Genomic DNA, 18,138 nt, shown 5'->3' with positions numbered 1-18,138 from the left:
AGTTACTCTTCTTCGTCGTGGGCTGACTGCTCTTTAACAATGCGCACCATATCGACGCGATAGTCATTCGCTTCGATTATCGTGATCTGCAGCGGAGGCAGTTCAATGATATCGCCGGTCCGCGGGATTTGTCCGTTAACGGCAATAACCAGCCCAGCCACAGTCGCAATGTCCTCTTCATCGTTGATGATGTTTTCCAGACCCAGCGTGTGCTGTAGCGCGTGCAGATCGGTGGTGCCTTTCACCAGCCAGCCGTCACCGTCGGAGACAATTTCCGGGGTTTCATCCGCATCCGGGAATTCACCGGCAATGGCTTCAAGCACGTCGAGCGGCGTCACCAGACCCTGCACCACACCAAATTCATTGGTGACGATAACAAAGCTACCGCGTGCGCGGCGCAGGACGCCAAGCAGGTTGATAGGATCCAGCGTTTCCGGCACCACAATCGCCGGTGATGCGGCGGCGACAGCTTCGACGTTAATCCCCTCTTCCAGCGCCACCAGCATCTCTTTCGCACGCACCACGCCGATGATCTCGTCCAGTTCACCCCGGCATACCGGGAACAGGCTATGCGGTGAAGAGAGCAACTGCTGGCGAATCTCATCAACGCTCAGGCGGGAATCGACCCAGCTGATTTCACCGCGCGGGGTCATGATGCCACGCAGCGAGCGGGAGGCCAGGGAGAGCACGCCGTTAATCATATAGCGCTCTTCTTCCACAAATGCCCCTTCCGGGACGGGAACCGGGTTACGGCTTTCATTGTCATTCTGCACGTTGACCTGACGGCGACCGCCCATCAGACGCAGAATCGCATCAGCCGTACGCGCACGCAACGGCTGGGTAGACTGCTGCTTGATAAAGTTATGTCGTGCAATCTGGTTAAACAGCTCGATGAGGATCGAGAAGCCAATGGCTGCGTACAGGTAGCCTTTTGGTATATGGAAGCCAAAACCTTCCGCCACCAGGCTCAGACCAATCATCAGCAGGAAGCTAAGGCAGAGCACCACGACCGTCGGATGCTGATTCACAAAGCGCGTCAGTGGCTTAGATGCCAGCAGCATCACCGCCATCGCGATAACCACCGCAGCCATCATCACCGGGAGGTGGTTCACCATGCCAACAGCCGTGATCACCGCATCCAGCGAGAAGACCGCATCAAGCACCACGATCTGCAGTACCACGACCCAAAAGCTGGCATAGCCTTTACCGTGTCCATCATCGTGCTGGCGATTTTCCAGCCGCTCGTGAAGCTCTGTCGTCGCTTTGAAAAGCAGGAATATCCCCCCGAGCAGCATGATCAAATCACGGCCGGAGAAGGTGAAATCCATGACGGAAAAAAGCGGCTTCGTCAGCGTAACCATCCACGAGATCACGGACAGCAGTGCCAGACGCATGACCAGTGCCAGAGAGAGGCCGATCAGACGCGCTTTATCACGTTGTTTTGGCGGCAGTTTGTCCGCAAGGATGGCAATAAACACCAGGTTATCAATGCCGAGAACAATCTCAAGCACGACCAGCGTGAGCAATCCCACCCAGATTGACGGGTCCATTAAGAATTCCATGAAACGCTCCTGCTAACGGAATGACCAAACGGTGCCCCACTCAACGTGGGCAAAACAGAGGCAGACAGAGTCGATACGTGGCGAGGATCGCCGGTGAAACAGGCGCGGAATGGCCTGGAGGATGACTGACGTCGGTGACGGTCCATATAGTGGGCTGTAGCCCTATACTCCTGAACAATTAAACGGAGGCTAAACATATCAGAGACAATGCGTTTTTAGCAAAGATTTACGTTCCTTTGCAAAGATCTGTAACACAGCTGCTTTACCTTACAGATAATTCTGTAACCCATAGCTAAATTACGGATCTTCATCACATAAATTATTTTTTCACTATCTAAAATAATTCGCGGAAGTCTTAGTTTTTTAACTCTAACCCTTTTCTGAATCGATTCGGTTGGCCAGATACGATTCACAGTGCGACTGCCTGGCAGGCGTATTAATGATAATAAAAGGAGGTAGCAAGTGACCATTGCTATTGTCATAGGCACACATGGTTGGGCTGCAGAGCAGTTACTCAAAACAGCAGAGATGCTGTTGGGTGAGCAGGAAAACGTCGGCTGGATCGATTTCGTTCCCGGTGAAAACGCTGAAACGCTGATTGAGAAGTACACTGCTCAACTGCAGAAACTGGATACCAGCAAAGGCGTGCTGTTTCTCGTTGATACATGGGGAGGCAGTCCGTTCAATGCTGCCAGCCGCATTGTCGTCGATAAAGAGCATTATGAAGTTGTCGCCGGGGTGAATATCCCCATGTTGGTGGAAACCTTCATGGCACGCGACGACAATCCGAGTTTTGATGAACTGGTCGCTCTGGCAGTTGAAACCGGTCGCGAAGGCGTGAAAGCGCTGAAAGCACAACCGGTTGAGAAGCCTGCTCCAGTGGCCGCGGCGCCAAAAGCCGCAGCCCCGGCGAAGCCCATGGGCCCGAATGATTACATGGTGATCGGCCTTGCCCGTATCGATGACCGTTTAATCCACGGCCAGGTGGCAACGCGCTGGACCAAAGAGACCAACGTTCGACGCATTATTGTCGTCAGCGATGAAGTTGCTGCTGATACCGTACGTAAAACCCTTCTGACACAGGTTGCTCCTCCTGGCGTTACCGCGCACGTGGTGGATGTCGCCAAAATGATCCGCGTTTATAACAACCCGAAATATGCGGGCGAGCGCGTGATGCTGCTGTTCACAAACCCGACAGACGTTGAACGCCTGGTTGAAGGCGGCGTGAAAATTACCTCCGTAAACATTGGTGGTATGGCATTCCGTCAGGGCAAAACGCAGGTCAACAACGCCATTTCAGTCGATGCGAAAGATATCGAGGCATTCAACAAGCTGAATGCACGCGGTATCGAACTGGAAGCCCGTAAGGTTTCCACGGATCAGAAACTGAAAATGATGGATCTGATCGGTAAAGTTGGGAAATAAGCCCGCGCCGGTTTTTCACATAAAGCTTATGTAATAGGAGAAGTACAATGGAGATTACCACTCTTCAGATTGTGCTGGTGTTCATCGTCGCGTGTATTGCGGGTATGGAATCCGTACTTGATGAATTTCAGTTCCACCGCCCTCTGGTGGCCTGTACGTTGATTGGTGCCGTTCTGGGTGATATGAAAACCGGGATCATCATCGGTGGTACCCTGGAAATGATTGCTCTGGGCTGGATGAACATCGGTGCGGCAGTTGCGCCTGATGCCGCGCTGGCGTCCATCATTTCTACGGTTCTGGTTATTGCCGGTCACCAGAGTATCGGTGCAGGTATTGCCCTGGCCATCCCGCTGGCAGCAGCAGGTCAGGTACTGACCATCATCGTGCGTACTATCACCGTGGCCTTCCAGCACGCGGCGGATAAGGCGGCCGAAAATGGCAACCTGACGGCGCTCTCCTGGATCCACGTCTCGTCCCTGTTCCTGCAGGCGATGCGTATCGCGATCCCGGCCGTTATCGTTGCGATCTCCGTCGGTACCAGTGAAGTACAGAGCATGCTGAACGCCATTCCAGAAGTGGTCACCGGCGGTCTGAACATCGCAGGCGGTATGATTGTGGTGGTTGGTTATGCGATGGTTATCAATATGATGCGCGCAGGCTACCTGATGCCGTTCTTCTACCTCGGCTTCGTTACTGCTGCGTTCACCAACTTCAACCTGGTTGCGCTGGGTGTGATTGGTGCAGTGATGGCGATTCTCTACATCCAGCTCAGCCCGAAATATAACCGCGTTGCGGGTGCCCCAGCGCAGGCTGCTGGTAATAACGATCTCGATAACGAACTGGACTAGCAGGTGAGCGAAATGGTTGATATGACAAAAACTACCACCGAGAAAAAACTCACTCCGGGTGATATTCGTGGCGTGTTCATCCGTTCTAACCTGTTTCAGGGTTCATGGAACTTCGAACGTATGCAGGCGCTGGGCTTCTGTTTCTCCATGGTACCGGCTATCAAACGCCTGTATCCGGAAAACAACGAAGCGCGCCGTCAGGCGATTAAGCGTCACCTGGAATTCTTTAACACCCATCCTTATGTGGCGGCTCCGGTTCTGGGCGTGACGTTGGCGATGGAAGAGCAGCGTGCAAACGGCGCAGAGATTGACGATGGTGCCATCAACGGTATCAAAGTCGGTCTGATGGGCCCGCTGGCAGGCGTCGGTGACCCAATCTTCTGGGGTACCGTGCGTCCGGTCTTCGCGGCGCTGGGTGCCGGTATCGCCATGAGCGGAAGCCTGCTTGGGCCACTGCTGTTCTTCATCCTGTTCAACGCGGTGCGTCTGCTGACCCGTTACTACGGTGTGGCTTACGGTTACCGTAAAGGGGTGGACATCGTTAAGGATATGGGCGGCGGCTTCCTGCAGAAACTGACTGAGGGGGCGTCAATCCTCGGCCTGTTTGTCATGGGGGCACTGGTTAACAAGTGGACGCACGTGAACATCCCGCTGGTGGTGTCCACCATCACCGGTCAGGATGGTCAGACCCGTGTTACCACCGTGCAGACGATTCTGGACCAGCTGATGCCGGGTCTGGTACCGCTGCTGCTGACCTTCGCCTGTATGTGGCTGCTGCGTAAGAAAGTTAACCCGCTGTGGATCATTGTTGGCTTCTTCGTCATCGGTATCGCGGGCTACGCTGTCGGTCTGCTGGGCCTGTAAGACATCACGTAATACGCCGGGGGCTTGCCCCCGGTTTTTTTATCTGGAGGATGAATGACTGTCACGGACATCGTACTGGTTTTGTTTATTGTGGCCCTTCTGGCATATGCGATCTATGACGAGTTCATCATGCCCCGCCGCCACGGCGAAACGCTGCTCTCCCTGCCCCTTCTGCGACGCGGCCGCGTGGATGCGTTTATCTTCGCCGGTCTCATCGTCATTCTAATTTACAACAACGTGACCGGTCATGGTGCAATATTAACCACATGGTTATTATGTGCGCTGGCATTAATGGCGATTTATCTGTTCTGGATCCGTGTTCCGAAAATCATTTTTAAAAGCCGCGGATTTTTCTTTGCCAATGTATGGATAGAATATAACCGTATTAAAGAGATGAATTTATCGGAAGACGGTGTACTGGTGATGCAATTAGAGCAACGCCGGCTGCTTATTCGGGTCAAGAATATTGACGACCTGGAAAGAATATACAAACTTATGCTTAAAACTCAGTAAGTTAACCACATAGCTTTGGCTATATTCTGCGTTTATTTTGCGCACCTGATATAGCCAAAGCTATATTCCATTCTGTCATTTCTCTTATATTTATTAACGTTATTTTCACGCATAAATCTAAATGAAAATCGTTATCAACGCCTTGACGAAATAATGCCGTTCCATTGTTGTTTTATATTCTCAAAATATGTTAAGGTTGCGCCCGTCGTTGGGGAGTAGCTGATTTCCTGTTCGCAGGAAATGTACGTGTCAACATACTCGTTGAAAAACGTGGCACGTACGGACCGTTTGCCGCACAGATTTGTGCAAGGCGGTCAGGCGAGACCATAGATACATCAACTGCTGTTTACTGGGGGCAGTGATGTGTCATATGGATATCTCCCGGTCTGGACGCTTTAATGAATATCTCCGCAACCCTTCTTCTTGCTTTCGGTATGTCCATGGACGCTTTTGCCGCTTCCATCGGTAAAGGTGCCTCGCTGCACAAACCCAAATTCTCTGAAGCGCTTCGCACAGGCCTTATCTTTGGTGCTATCGAAACGCTGACACCGCTCATCGGCTGGGGTCTTGGTATGCTGGCAAGCCAGTTCATACTGGAGTGGAACCACTGGATCGCTTTCGTGCTGCTCGTATTTCTGGGGGGGCGAATGGTGATTGAAGGTTTTCGCGGCAATGGCGATGAGGAAGACGAGCCGCAGCACCGCCACGGTTTCTGGCTGCTGGTGACCACTGCCATCGCCACCAGTCTCGACGCCATGGCCGTCGGCGTGGGCCTGGCATTCCTGCAGGTCAATATTATTGCGACCGCGCTGGCCATTGGTTGTGCCACGCTGATTATGTCGACGCTGGGAATGATGGTTGGCCGGTTTATTGGCCCTCTGCTGGGCAAACGCGCCGAGATCCTGGGCGGTATCGTGCTGATTGGCATTGGTGCCCAGATCCTCTGGGCACACTTCGCCGGTTAATCTTCGCGCTGCCAGCAGTGGATACTGAAATCCGTCTGGCAGCGAAACGTTGTTTGCTCCGCTAAGGTTTCCCACACGTTCGGTTTCGCCCGCCATGCAAATGGCGTCATCTGCAACAACGCTACAGCTTCTTCCCCTGCCAGGTTTATCTCGTAGGCCAGCGTCTGCTCCTGCTTCAGCGTAAAGCCCGCCAGTTGCTCAGAATGTGGCGCATGCAGCCGAACCTCATCATAGATAAGCCCTTTAAGCTCCATCAGATGTCGGGGACCTGGCGTGACGGTAATGACCCATCCGCCCGGTTTGATAACGCGTGCCAGCTCCTGCGCCTTACAGGGCGCATAGATGCGGATAACCGCATCCATGCTGGCATCGTCAAACGGCAGCCGGTGGCTCGATGCCACGCAGAACGTCACGCCGGAGTAGCGTTTTGCCGCCGCGCGGATAGCCACTTTGGAAACATCCAGACCAAATGTCTGCGCGCCCTTCTCTTGTGCAACCTCAGCAAACCGCGCGGTGTAATACCCTTCGCCGCAGCCAATATCCAGCACGCCTGCTGCACTGTCAGTCAGATTATCTTCCAGCAATTGCGCGACGGCCTCTCTGAGTGGCTGATAGTGCCCGGCGTCGAGAAATGCCCGACGTGCCTGCATCATCTCAGCACTGTCACCCGGATCGCGCGAGCGCTTATGCTGCACCGGCAGAAGATTCACGTAGCCTTCTTTTGCCATATCAAACTGATGTCCCTGCGGACAGGCATAACTTTTTTCTGATCGCGTCAGACGCGCGTGGCAAAGGGGACAACTGAAGGACATGGCAGCTCCGGGGCGTAAATCAAAGGGCGAAGTGTACCGCTATTCGCCCCGGTATAAAACGCCTGGGTTAACGCATGACGATAAGGTGCGAGGAATCAGGCGCCAGACCATCGGGTTTGACGTTCTCAAGACGCAATACGTTACCCATAATCTCGCTGAATACCGGTGCGGAGACGGCGCCGCCATAGTACGCCCCGTTTTGAGGATCGTTAATCACGACCACCAGCGCAAAACGCGGATCGCTGGCAGGCGCGACGCCCGCGGTATAGGCAACGTATTTATCGACATATTTGCCGCTATCATCGATTTTCTTCGCCGTACCGGTTTTCACCGCCACACGGTAATCACGTACCGCAGCCTTAACGCCGCCCCCGCCCGGCAGCGCAACGCTCTCCATCATATGCTCGACCTGATGAGCAATCTCTTCCGGCATGACTCTGTGCCCGATAACGGGTGGATCGATACGGGTAATTGAGAGGGGCCGTTCCAGCCCGAAGCCGCCGATGGTGGCATAGACGTGCGCCAGCTGGAGGGGGGTGACCATCAGACCATAGCCAAAGGCGAAGGTCGCCCTGTCGAGCTGGCTCCAGTATTTACGCTGGGGTAACAGACCGGCGCTCTCGCCGGTTAAGCCAAGCCCGGTGTTTGTACCAAAACCAAAGTTCCGGTAGGTATCAATCAGGTGCTGAACAGGCATCGCCAGCGAGAGGCGCGATACGCCGGTGTCGCTCGATTTTTGCAGGATCCCGGTCATCGAGAGTTCAGGGTAGTAACCCACATCCCGAATGCGGTGCCCGTCAAGCATATACGGATGGGTGTCAATGACGCTGTCAGGCTGCACCAGCCCCTGTTGCAATGCCGTCATCAGCACAAGCGGCTTCACGGTTGAACCTGGCTCGAACGTATCGCTGATGGCACGGTTACGAAAATCGTCTATTGTCGCGCCCTGGCGGTTATTGGGGTTGAAATCCGGATAGCTCGCCATCGCGAGGATTTCACCGGTGGGGATATTAATGAGCACTGATGCCCCCGACTCCGCCTTGTTCCAGGCCACTGCGTTATCTAGCGCATCTTCGGTGATGGTTTGCAGGCGCTCATCAATACTGAGCTGAATATTGTGCGCAGGCACCGGCGCGACTTCCGTCAGATTCTCCACCACGCGACCGTAACGGTCTTCCCTGACCTGGCGGACGCCCGGCTTGCCTGTTAGCTGGGTGTTGAAACTTTTCTCTACCCCCTCAATACCCTGACCGTCAATATTGGTGAAACCAATCAGGTTTGCCGCCACATGCCCGGCAGGATAAAAACGGCGTGATTCATCGCGTAAATTGATACCCGGCAAATTCAGCTTATCGATCCATTTTGCCTGAGCAGGATCCACCTGCCGGGCAAGGTAGATGAACCTCCCCTGTGGATTCGCATTAATCCGTGATGACAGGGTGTTCAGGGAGAGATGTAACGCATTCGCCAGCGCCTGCCAGCGATCGTCAAAGCCCACGCCCCCTTTTGCCAGCACCGTTTTTGGGTCGGCCCACACGGCCCTGACTGGGACACTGACCGCCAGCGGCCGGCCCTCACGATCCATGATCATTCCGCGGGGAGCATCAATCGGCAGTTCGCGCAGCGATCGCATATCCTCCTGCTTGACCAGGTTGTCAGGTTTAATAATTTGCAGCCAGGCAACGCGGCCCAGTAAAAACGCCAGACTGCAAAAAATGGCTAAACAGAGCAGCGCAAAACGCGCCGGCGTGAAATTGCCGGCGGTCGTTATCATTTTCTTCTTCACCTGAACCCCAGGACTGTTAAACAACGCCCTGATTTAACGGGAAAAGACGGCCAGAGGGAGGGAAAACAGTGCTACTAACCTCGTAGCTTTGCAACAAGTTACTAACAAGAGCGGGGATGGTAATATTTTGAAAGATAAGGCACATAAAAAAGCCCCGCTATATGCGAGGCTTTATGTCTGAGAGTGAAGTACAACGTGCTTCAGTCAGCAGTGGTTCGATCAGATAGCAGTTACGTTAACTGCAGCTGGGCCTTTCTGGCCGTCCTGAATTTCGAACTCAACGTTCTGGCCTTCAGCCAGAGTTTTGAAGCCGTTACCCTGGATTGCAGAGAAGTGTACGAACACGTCTTTGCTGCCGTCAGCAGGAGTAATGAAACCAAAACCTTTAGACTCGTTGAACCACTTAACTTGACCTTTAATCTTTGCCATTTGCAAAATTCCTTAGAGTGTTTTCTTAGCCCGCAGGCATTACTGAGATAAAACTGAGACATTACTGCATGAGGCACTAATATAAGGTTCGGCAGAGAAGCGGTATTCAACGACAACGTGTTTACTCAGGACTTCTTTACTGAAAATGCCACACATAAACAGAACTGTACCTCGTTTGACCCAAAACGTGTTATCACACACTATGTTTAATATGGCAAGCCATTTTTAAACATGTCTCGATCCGCCGCACAAATTCGAACTGTGCCGGTATGCTTTTGCACAATTATGCGCATGACATATGGACAGCCCTGCTCACTTACACAGACTCGCCGTTGCTTTCACAACCGCTGTTATCTAAGACTTTTTTAACATAGCTCAATCATTCCAGTGCGTCCAGCAACCCGCTAAGAAAAACCCCTACATTGATTGAGTTAGAACAATTTGTGAAAACTTATGCTTAAATCATTGTAACGCCCCTGTATTGTTACAGTGGAAATACAATGTTAATCCTTCACGCTAAACTGTATTAAAAAGCACCAGCTAATAAAGAATGTTATGCACCAAAATAATGAAATTTTTATGACTCTGCATCAAAACAAGGCAAGCAAAACGTTTCGATAAAAATAAAACATTCTTTAGACCTTAGACATACAGAATATATGCAACAATCCAGCGCTTCGTTTATAAGGATAAATATTCACCAATTTTCAGTATCCTGAAGGAATTATTAACCGGTGCTAAATTATCGAGGACTGCAGTTAACTCTCGCACGGGGTCATCAAGCGATTCATCAGCCAGTTCAAACACGCCCCAGTGAATGGGAAACGCCAGTGGGCATCCCAACTGTTGCCACAACGCAACGGCAGATTGCGGATCCATATGATGTATGGCCATGAACCACCGTGGTGCATAAGCGCCAACGGGCAACGCCGCGGCGTCAATTTTACCCAGCCTTTCCGGTATTCGCAGCAGTTCAGGTGAATAGCCCGTGTCGCCGCTAAACCAGAAACGATGATGCCGCCCTTCAAACACCCAGCCACACCACAGGGAGCGATTGCGGTTCCAGAGCGTGCGCATACTCCAGTGCTGCGCTGGTACGGCGGACAGCGTTATCCCCTGCCAGGTGAAACTCTGCCACCAGTCGAGCTCAACAATGCGTCTTGCCCCCCGGCGGCGAAACCAGACTGCCAGACCTAGGGGAACAAACAGAGTGACGTCGGGGAAGCGTTTAAGGATCCGGCGAATGGTCGCGTCATCCAGATGATCGTAATGATTATGGGAGATAACCACTGCATCGAGCTGCTGGAGCTGTTCGACAGACAGAGCGGGAGGCGTTTTACGTTGTGGTCCGAGGAAAGGTAAGGGAGAGGCGCGGCGAGAAAAAACGGGGTCGGTCAGCAGGGTGTTGCCATCAATGTGCAACAACAGGCTTGCGTGTCCGAGCCACCATACCCCATTTTCCTGCGGCTGCTTAAGCGTTGCCGGCTGCCACCACTGGCGGATAAAGTCCTCATATCCGTTTGCCGGGGGGCGGGGTAAGCCAGCTTCTTTGCGCGCTTTTCGCCAGCGATCAACGTCACCGGGCTGATGCCCGACGGGGTCAGTATTACGAAAACCGTTCGGTGTGTGATGTTTCAGGGAGGGGTCATACCAGGGATTTTTCCAGACCACAGCCACCTCCCGGATAAGACAAATTAACGCTCAGCCACCAGGCGGATAAAGTCATCCTGCTCAGTGTTGTCTTCAGCAACCGCGTCTTTCGCCGACGCTTTCTCTTCTGGTTCGTTAGCCTCGCACAGACGACGTAACAGCGCATTCTGACGTTTTTGTTGGTCAAGCAGCGCTTCCAGCAGTTCGATCTGCTCGTTTGTACGGGAACTGGCACGGTTTACGAAAAACCAAATGACAAGCCCCACCAGCAGAACAACCAACGAGATCATCAGGGATGCCATATTTAGCAGCCCTGAATTCAGTAACTCACCCATTTCACCACCTCAATAAAAACGTCTATCTTACCACTGGTGCGAAGGAAGGAAATCACCTTGAGAAAAAATGCGTGTTACCACGGAATAAACTTATTGATTGCGCAAACGCCGCTAAAAAACTGTACATCCTGATCGCACATCACATTGATAGTCTGCGTCCACAACACCACACAGGCTACCAGCACAATAATCAGAATCACCCAGCGTATTTTTTTCACTCCACACTCCGTCTAAAGGCCCGATATAACCAGGTTATCACGGCTATCTTAAACAAGGACTAACTGTACCGCCATCTGGTCGTTTTCAGAATCATGCACTTGTTTCATAGAGTAAACCGTTTAGGCTTACTGCATGACAACAAAGATAAAGAGGCAATGATGCATTTAATCATTCGTACAATTATTGCACTGGCCGTAGTATGGGTTGGCCTTCTGTTAACCGGCTATGGCGTGCTTGTGGGAAGCACCGAAAACGCCGCTGGATTAGGGATTCAATGCAAATACATGACCGCGCAGGGCATGAGCACGGCACAATATATTCATTCAGACAGCGGGATCATTGGTTTAACCAACTGCCCGGTTCTGCGTAAAACATCCGTCGTCATTGATAACGGCTAATCACCCCGATTGATACTGATAAAAAACGCCGCACTGTGTGCGGCGTTTTTTGTGCCCGTAAGGATCAGAACGGGTAGTCGTTATAGCCCATTTGTTCAGAAATCTTGCGTGCGGCTGTATGGAGAATCGCCACATACTCATGCAGACGTTCTTCAGAAAAGCGCAGGGTCGGGAAAGAGATACTCAGCCCGGCAATGACAACGCCAAAGCGGTCAAATACCGGCACACCGATACAGCGCAGCCCTTCCTCCTGCTCTTCGTTATCTTCGCCATACCCCTGCTCACGTACTTTGTCGAGCACGGCCAATAACTCGTCAGTGCTGGTAATGGTGCGTTCAGTACTGCGCTTATATTCCACGCCTTCGAGGATCTGCTTCACTTCTTCGCGATCGCGCCACGCCAGCAGCACTTTGCCAATCGCGGTACTGTAAAGCGGATTACGACGACCGATGCGTGAATACATGCGCAGGTTGTACATGGAGTCGATTTTATGGATGTAGACAATGCTGTCTTCATCCAGTGCCCCCAGGTGGATAGTCTCTTTGGTCAGGCGAGAGATCTCACGCATCTGGATATCTGCGCTGCGGATCAAATCCACGTTTTGCAGCGCACGGGCTCCGAGCTCGAACAGTTTCAGCGTCAGAGAATACTTTTCAGACTCGCCTTCCTGTGCGACGTAACCCAGTGACTTCATGGTTTGCAAAAAGCGATAAACGGTGCTTTTCGACATCATCACACGCTGCGACAACTCTGTAATACCAATTTCACGCTCTTCTCCGAGCGCCTGTAAGATGCCAAACACCTTCAGCACGGAAGAAACAGAATCTGGCTGTTTATCCAAATCTGCAATTGCCATTTACCACCTCATAGAGAGTGTTTTATAAAAATCAGAACCGGTTTTTATTATAAATTCCCGTCATGTTACCTGCAATCGATCCTCGTTTACTTCGTTACAAATCTGCGACATAAAACTGAAATAACGATGCTAAAATAGTTACCCTGAGAATAATTTCACACTGAGCTTTTCATCCCTAATGGAAAAAAACCTGTCCGATGGCCTGCCTTTGCCCCAGCGGTATGGCGCTATCGCCACAATTGTTATCGGTATTTCAATGGCCGTCCTTGACGGTGCAATCGCTAACGTTGCCCTGCCAACCATTGCCAGCGACCTGCATGCCTCCCCTGCCAGTTCTATATGGATAGTCAATGCCTACCAGATAGCGATCGTGGTTTCACTGCTCTCGTTCTCTTTCCTGGGCGATATGTTCGGTTACCGACGGGTGTATCAATGCGGCCTGCTGGTGTTCACCTTTACTTCCCTTTTCTGTGCCCTTTCTGATTCGCTGCATACTCTGACGCTTGCGCGCATAGCGCAGGGTTTTGGGGGGGCGGCACTGATGAGCGTCAACACGGCGTTGATCCGCTTAATCTATCCGCAGCGTCATCTGGGACGCGGTATGGGGATAAACTCGTTTATTGTCGCCGTCTCGTCTGCGGCCGGGCCAACCCTTGCGGCGGCCATACTCTCTGTCGCGTCCTGGCAGTGGTTATTCGCCATTAACGTACCGCTGGGTATTGTGGCCCTCTTCTTTGCTCTGCGCTATCTTCCCGCGAACGGTCCCAAAAGCACGATGCCGCGCTTTGACCTCATCAGCGCAGTGATGAATGCCCTGACCTTTGGCCTGCTGATTACTGCCCTGAGCGGCTTTGCACAAGGTCAGTCCCTTTTACTTACCGCCGCGGAGCTCATTGCGTTGCTGGTGATTGGCTTCTTCTTTGTACGCCGCCAGCTCGCGCTCCCTGTCCCTTTATTGCCTGTCGACCTGCTGCGTATTCCTCTTTTTTCTCTCTCGATTTGTACTTCTGTTTGCTCATTCTGCGCTCAGATGCTGGCCCTGGTCTCTCTGCCCTTCTTCCTGCAAAGTGTGGTGGGACGTACTGAAGTCGAGACCGGACTGCTGTTAACGCCGTGGCCACTGGCGACGATGGTAATGGCGCCGCTGGCAGGGTATTTGATTGAGCGCGTCCACGCCGGATTGCTTGGCGCGCTGGGGCTTGCCGTCATGGCCACGGGGCTGTTCGCACTCGCACTACTCCCCTCATCACCCACCGATCTGGATATCATCTGGCGCATGATCCTGTGCGGTGCAGGGTTCGGTCTGTTCCAGTCGCCTAACAACCACACCATCATCACCTCAGCGCCGCGCCATCGCAGCGGTGGTGCCAGCGGTATGTTGGGCACCGCACGTCTGCTGGGACAAAGCACCGGCGCGGCCCTGGTCGCGCTGATGTTTAATCTTGCCGGGCAAAATGGCAACCACATTGCACTTTTCACCGCAGGCGCCCTTGCCACCCTCGCCGCCATCATCAGCGGGCTGCGCATTACCCAGCCCAGAGTACAGGCATAAAAAAAGCCGGGCGGATATCTCCAGCCCGGCTCATTGCTCTTCTTAGCGTTACTTCAGGTATTCACCACTGCGCAGCGCTTCAATACGTTTATCCAGCGGCGGGTGACTCATAAACAGCTCGCTCAGCGATTTTGATTTACCGTTAATGCAGAATGCCATAATGCTGGTCGCTTCCTGCGGTTCATAGCTGGTTTTCAGACGCTGCAGCGCGGCAATCATCTTCTCACGGCCAACCAGTTTCGCCGAGCCAGCATCCGCATGGAACTCACGGTGACGGGAGAACCACATGGTGATGATGCTGGCCAGAATACCGAATACCAGCTCCAGTACCGTCGCAACCGCGAAATAGATCAGCGGGTTGCCGTTGCTCTCTTCCCCTTCATCGCGGTTCCCGCCCATAAAGCCTGCCGCGATCTGCGCCAGAATACGGGAGATGAAGATAACAAAGGTGTTCACTACGCCCTGGATCAGGGTCATGGTGACCATGTCGCCGTTCGCGATATGGCTGATTTCGTGAGCGATAACCGCTTCGGCTTCGTCACGGCTCATGTTCTGCAACAACCCGGTGCTGACGGCAACCAGCGACGCATCACGACGGGCACCTGTGGCAAAGGCGTTAATATCTGGCGCGTGGTAAATGGCCACCTGCGGCATGGCGATACCCGCCTGCTGCGATTGCTGAGCCACGGTATTCATCAGCCACTGTTCCATATCGTTACGCGGTTGCTCAATGACTTCACCACCTACCGATTTCAGTGCCATCCATTTCGACATCAGGAGTGAAACGAATGAGCCACCAAAACCAAACAGCAGCGCCATAATCAACAGACCCTGAACGCTGCTCGACTGAATTCCTGTCAGGCTTAGCACGAGCCCGAAAACCACCATCACCGCAAGGTTGGTGAGCAGGAAGAGCGCGATTCGCATCATAATTTTCTTTTAACCTCAGTTTAACAAAGCGCACTATGCGATTACCCACATCGTATGGGTATTACGGCTATTTTCAAGCATCCATCGGGCGTAAGTCACCAGAAAGACACAACTTTACACAATTGGAAATTTGCCTGACGGGAGAATGCGGAACAAAAAGAAACAGGCACAATTTCTTGTGCCTGTTGGGGGATTATTTTGCCGGTGCGGGTTGCACGGCGGGCTTCGCCTTTTCCTGATTCGCCAGGTCAAGAGCGATATGCACCGTCTCGTCGAGGTAAGGATCCGGCTCCTGGTAATCTTTTGGCAGATCGTCCAGTTTCTTGAGCAGAGGCTTACCTTCACGCTTGAAGCGATCGTTGATACGCGCCAGACGCGTTGCATCATCTTCGTTGTTCTCTTTCTCACGCTGAGCGTAGTTGAGAGAAACAATATTCCGCTTATCTTTCAGGGCATTGAAACGAGCAATATCCTTCAAGATGTACTGGAATTCCGGATCTTTGGCGATGCGATCGTTGTGCGCTTTCAGCAGTTCAGGACCAAACTGCGTCATATCACCCGCTTTCACGTAGGTCGCGGCGTTAATGCTATCCCACGGCAATGCGTTATCTTCAAACTTCTCGCCGGTTTCAGTCTCTTCCGTGCCTGTCGGCATCATGATATCCGGCGTCACGCCTTTACGCTGCGTACTGCCACCGTTCACACGATAGAATTTCTGAATGGTGTACTGAACCGAACCCAGTGCAGGCCATTCCGGACGCAGCATCTGATCGTAGATACGATTCAGAGAACGATACTGCTGTACGGTACCTTTACCAAATGTCGGCTCACCGACAATCAGCGCACGGCCATAGTCCTGCATAGCGGCGGCAAAGATTTCAGACGCGGAAGCACTGAAGCGATCGACCAAGACCACCAGCGGGCCTTTGTAGTAGACCACACCATCATTGTCGGCATCTTCACGTACTTTACCGTTGTTATCGCGCACCTGAACCACCGGACCAGACGGGATAAACAGCCCGGACAGTGAAACCGCTTCGGTCAGCGCCCCACCACCGTTGCTGCGCAGGTCGATGATGACGCTGCTCACGTTCTGCTTTTCAAGCTTCTGCAGCTGGACTTTTACATCATCAGTCAGCCCGACGTAGAAGCCCGGGATATCCAGAACACCCACCTTCTCTTTACCCACGGTCTTCACCGACATTTTCACCGCGCGGTCTTCCAGGCGGATACGCTCACGCGTCAGGGTAACGATACGGGTTTTGGTGCCTTTACCGGCTGGCAGAATTTCAAGGCGAACTTTGCTGCCTTTCGGGCCTTTGATCAGCGCAACCACATCATCCAGACGCCAGCCGATTACATCGACCATGTTCTGTCCGGTTTGACCCACACCAACAATGCGATCGCCTACGCTTATCGCTTTGCTTTTCGACGCCGGGCCACCGGCGACCATTGAGTTGATCACGGTGTAATCATCGTCCATCTGCAGCACCGCACCGATACCTTCCAGAGACAGGCTCATTTCGGTATTAAACTGTTCGGTATTGCGAGGCGAGAGATAATTGGTATGCGGATCGATTTCGTGAGCGAAAGCGGTCATCGCCAGTGAGAAAACATCTTCACTGTTGGTCTGAGCCAGACGACGAATAGCGAATTTGTAACGGCGCGTCAGCGTGTCACGGATCTCTTTTTCATCTTTGCCGGTCAGCTTAAGGCTCAGCTCGTCGTATTTTACTTTTCCATCCCACAGCGCATTCAGCTCGGCTTCGTCTTTCGGCCAGGGCGCTTTACTGCGGTCCAGATTAAAGGTGTCGTTGCCGGTGAAGTCCATCGGACGTTCCAGCACTTTCAGCGCATACTGATAGCGTTCAAAGCGGCGCTTTTGCGACAGGTTATAGAGATCGTAGAACAGATCCAGCTTGCCTGAACGCAACTCGTCACCCACCCCGGATTTACGCTTAGCGAACTGCCCGACATCGCTGGCGAGCAGTACGTTATGGCTGTAATCCAGCAAGTTCAGATAGCGGTCAAAGATTTTGGCCGAAAAGGCCTGATCGAGATCGAACTGACGATAGTGCGAACGAGTGAAGCGTGAGGTCACACGCTCGCTCACCGTCGCGTGCTGCGTCTCTTCCTTGAGGACCGGAATTTGATCAACACGCGTGATATCGTCCACTGCGAAAGCATGGCCCGTTATAGCAAACAGGCCCGCCAACGCGGTGAGCTTAAAAAAAGTGTTCATGCCAGGCTTGGCCTCCGTTTCAGAACAACAAGTGTTCTGCGCGTACAATCATTGACATACCAGAAGTCAGCTGTACACGAACGCCATCTTTGGTGATTTCCAGTACGGTGGCGTCCATTGCGTTGTTACCCGCTTTCACCTTCAGTGCCTGACCCACGCTCAGGGCGTTAATGTCAGAAACCGGCGTATGGCGCGGCTCTTCACGAGGGGCGCGCGGGGCTTTAGCTGCAGGTTTGTCAGCACGCGGTTTGCGATCGTTATTATCGTTACGACGCGGCGCTGGGCGTGGTTTACGCTCACGACGAGGCGCTTCTTCCTGGCCGTTTGCCGCTGCGGCTTCGCGTTTTTTCGCTTGCTGTTCTGCACGTTGTGCCTGAACGCGTGCTTTGGCTTCTTCCAGCTGTTTACGTGCGTGCTCAACGTGCTGCTCGTCCAGCTCACCACAAGGGTTGCCGTCAAGATCAACACGCGTCGCGCCCGCTTTGATACCGTACAAGTAACGCCAGCTCGAAGTATAAAGACGTAAGGCGGAACGAAGCTGAGTTTTGCTGAGGTTCATTTCCCCCTCAACGCGTGCCACCAGATCCTGAAAAATACCGACTTTCAGGGGACGAGCTTCACCTTCAGCACTGAAGCACTGTGGGAAACGCTCGGCCAGAAATGCGATAACTTCTTTACTGCTATTCAACTTAGGTTGATTTTCCATGAAATTTCCTGATTACAACGGACGTTGCCAACAAGCGCAGGCATGA

Annotated in this window: 20 protein-coding genes and 1 riboswitch; of the genes, 7 read left to right on the top strand and 13 right to left on the bottom strand. The window is 52.7% G+C overall.

What is annotated here, in order from left to right; all coding sequences use genetic code 11:
- Window positions 1-2: 2 nt before the first annotated feature.
- Both yoaE and AB6731_RS02855 read right to left on the bottom strand, forming a co-directional pair.
- On the bottom strand, window positions 3-1,562 hold the full coding sequence (yoaE, locus tag AB6731_RS02860; RefSeq protein ID WP_014170597.1) for a CNNM family cation transport protein YoaE: 1,560 nt from the start codon (window positions 1,560-1,562) through the stop codon (window positions 3-5).
- A complete protein-coding gene (locus AB6731_RS02855; RefSeq protein WP_370874538.1) occupies window positions 1,550-1,708 on the bottom strand; it encodes a hypothetical protein in 159 nt (52 codons plus the stop codon). Before AB6731_RS02855 ends, yoaE begins: the two co-directional genes overlap by 13 nt.
- Window positions 1,709-2,024: 316 nt before the next feature.
- Here AB6731_RS02855 and manX point away from each other — a divergent pair, with 316 nt between their 5' ends.
- The 5 genes from manX to mntP all read left to right on the top strand — a co-directional run bounded on the left by manX (window position 2,025) and on the right by mntP (window position 6,177).
- On the top strand, window positions 2,025-2,987 hold the full coding sequence (gene manX / locus AB6731_RS02850) for a PTS mannose transporter subunit IIAB (protein ID WP_014170598.1): 963 nt from the start codon (window positions 2,025-2,027) through the stop codon (window positions 2,985-2,987).
- Window positions 2,988-3,034: 47 nt separating this feature from the next.
- Window positions 3,035-3,835 carry a PTS mannose transporter subunit IIC gene (gene manY / locus AB6731_RS02845; RefSeq protein WP_014170599.1) on the top strand — a complete coding sequence of 267 codons (801 nt, stop codon included), beginning with the start codon at window positions 3,035-3,037 and terminating at the stop codon, window positions 3,833-3,835.
- 12 nt (window positions 3,836-3,847) lie between these two features.
- Window positions 3,848-4,699 (top strand): PTS mannose transporter subunit IID, encoded by an 852-nt coding sequence (locus AB6731_RS02840; protein WP_006810994.1) that lies wholly within the window; start codon window positions 3,848-3,850, stop codon window positions 4,697-4,699.
- 54 nt (window positions 4,700-4,753) lie between these two features.
- Entirely contained in the window at window positions 4,754-5,212 is a 459-nt protein-coding gene (locus tag AB6731_RS02835; protein WP_014170600.1) for a DUF986 family protein, read from the top strand.
- 198 nt (window positions 5,213-5,410) lie between these two features.
- A riboswitch (yybP-ykoY riboswitch) is annotated at window positions 5,411-5,600 on the top strand.
- 10 nt (window positions 5,601-5,610) lie between these two features.
- Window positions 5,611-6,177, top strand: a complete 567-nt coding sequence (gene mntP / locus AB6731_RS02830; RefSeq protein WP_014170601.1) for a manganese efflux pump MntP — start codon at window positions 5,611-5,613, stop codon at window positions 6,175-6,177.
- Here mntP and rlmA read toward each other — a convergent pair.
- From rlmA to mgrB, 7 genes are all read right to left on the bottom strand, one after another.
- Window positions 6,174-6,989 carry a 23S rRNA (guanine(745)-N(1))-methyltransferase gene (rlmA, locus tag AB6731_RS02825; RefSeq protein ID WP_044858098.1) on the bottom strand — a complete coding sequence of 272 codons (816 nt, stop codon included), beginning with the start codon at window positions 6,987-6,989 and terminating at the stop codon, window positions 6,174-6,176. The two genes, mntP and rlmA, sit on opposite strands and share 4 nt — an antisense overlap.
- Window positions 6,990-7,056: 67 nt before the next feature.
- Window positions 7,057-8,763 carry a peptidoglycan glycosyltransferase FtsI gene (ftsI, locus tag AB6731_RS02820; RefSeq protein WP_072126430.1) on the bottom strand — a complete coding sequence of 569 codons (1,707 nt, stop codon included), beginning with the start codon at window positions 8,761-8,763 and terminating at the stop codon, window positions 7,057-7,059.
- 231 nt (window positions 8,764-8,994) lie between these two features.
- A complete protein-coding gene (cspE, locus tag AB6731_RS02815) occupies window positions 8,995-9,204 on the bottom strand; it encodes a transcription antiterminator/RNA stability regulator CspE (RefSeq protein WP_001062678.1) in 210 nt (69 codons plus the stop codon).
- A gap of 39 nt (window positions 9,205-9,243) precedes the next feature.
- Entirely contained in the window at window positions 9,244-9,360 is a 117-nt protein-coding gene (locus tag AB6731_RS02810; RefSeq protein WP_032611517.1) for a DUF2627 domain-containing protein, read from the bottom strand.
- Window positions 9,361-9,885: 525 nt separating this feature from the next.
- Window positions 9,886-10,875, bottom strand: coding sequence for an MBL fold metallo-hydrolase (locus AB6731_RS02805; protein WP_121339460.1), 990 nt, complete (start codon window positions 10,873-10,875; stop codon window positions 9,886-9,888).
- Window positions 10,876-10,898: 23 nt separating this feature from the next.
- Window positions 10,899-11,189, bottom strand: a complete 291-nt coding sequence (locus tag AB6731_RS02800) for a YebO family protein (RefSeq protein ID WP_020883419.1) — start codon at window positions 11,187-11,189, stop codon at window positions 10,899-10,901.
- Window positions 11,190-11,263: 74 nt separating this feature from the next.
- Window positions 11,264-11,407, bottom strand: coding sequence for a PhoP/PhoQ regulator MgrB (gene mgrB / locus AB6731_RS02795; RefSeq protein WP_014170606.1), 144 nt, complete (start codon window positions 11,405-11,407; stop codon window positions 11,264-11,266).
- 159 nt (window positions 11,408-11,566) lie between these two features.
- On the opposite strand from mgrB, the gene AB6731_RS02790 reads away from it, so the two are divergent.
- Window positions 11,567-11,806 carry a YobH family protein gene (locus AB6731_RS02790; protein ID WP_020883418.1) on the top strand — a complete coding sequence of 80 codons (240 nt, stop codon included), beginning with the start codon at window positions 11,567-11,569 and terminating at the stop codon, window positions 11,804-11,806.
- 64 nt (window positions 11,807-11,870) lie between these two features.
- Here the strand turns inward: AB6731_RS02790 and kdgR are convergent, their stop codons facing one another.
- Window positions 11,871-12,662, bottom strand: coding sequence for a DNA-binding transcriptional regulator KdgR (gene kdgR / locus AB6731_RS02785; RefSeq protein ID WP_014170608.1), 792 nt, complete (start codon window positions 12,660-12,662; stop codon window positions 11,871-11,873).
- 178 nt (window positions 12,663-12,840) lie between these two features.
- Here kdgR and AB6731_RS02780 point away from each other — a divergent pair, with 178 nt between their 5' ends.
- The gene (locus AB6731_RS02780; protein WP_047955766.1) at window positions 12,841-14,214 is read left to right on the top strand and encodes an MFS transporter; all 1,374 of its coding nucleotides are present in this window, start codon (window positions 12,841-12,843) and stop codon (window positions 14,212-14,214) included.
- Window positions 14,215-14,262: 48 nt separating this feature from the next.
- Here the strand turns inward: AB6731_RS02780 and htpX are convergent, their stop codons facing one another.
- From htpX to proQ, 3 genes are all read right to left on the bottom strand, one after another.
- Complete coding sequence (htpX, locus tag AB6731_RS02775) at window positions 14,263-15,144, bottom strand: protease HtpX (RefSeq protein WP_014170610.1); 882 nt, start codon at window positions 15,142-15,144, stop codon at window positions 14,263-14,265.
- Window positions 15,145-15,337: 193 nt separating this feature from the next.
- Window positions 15,338-17,386 (bottom strand): carboxy terminal-processing peptidase, encoded by a 2,049-nt coding sequence (gene prc, locus AB6731_RS02770; protein ID WP_371005863.1) that lies wholly within the window; start codon window positions 17,384-17,386, stop codon window positions 15,338-15,340.
- Window positions 17,387-17,405: 19 nt separating this feature from the next.
- A complete protein-coding gene (gene proQ / locus AB6731_RS02765) occupies window positions 17,406-18,092 on the bottom strand; it encodes an RNA chaperone ProQ (protein WP_014170612.1) in 687 nt (228 codons plus the stop codon).
- Window positions 18,093-18,138: the final 46 nt, after the last annotated feature.

This window comes from Enterobacter sp. RCC_40 (assembly GCF_041360735.1).
GTDB lineage: Bacteria > Pseudomonadota > Gammaproteobacteria > Enterobacterales > Enterobacteriaceae > Enterobacter > Enterobacter ludwigii.
This window is presented reverse-complemented; position numbering and strand designations above follow the sequence as displayed.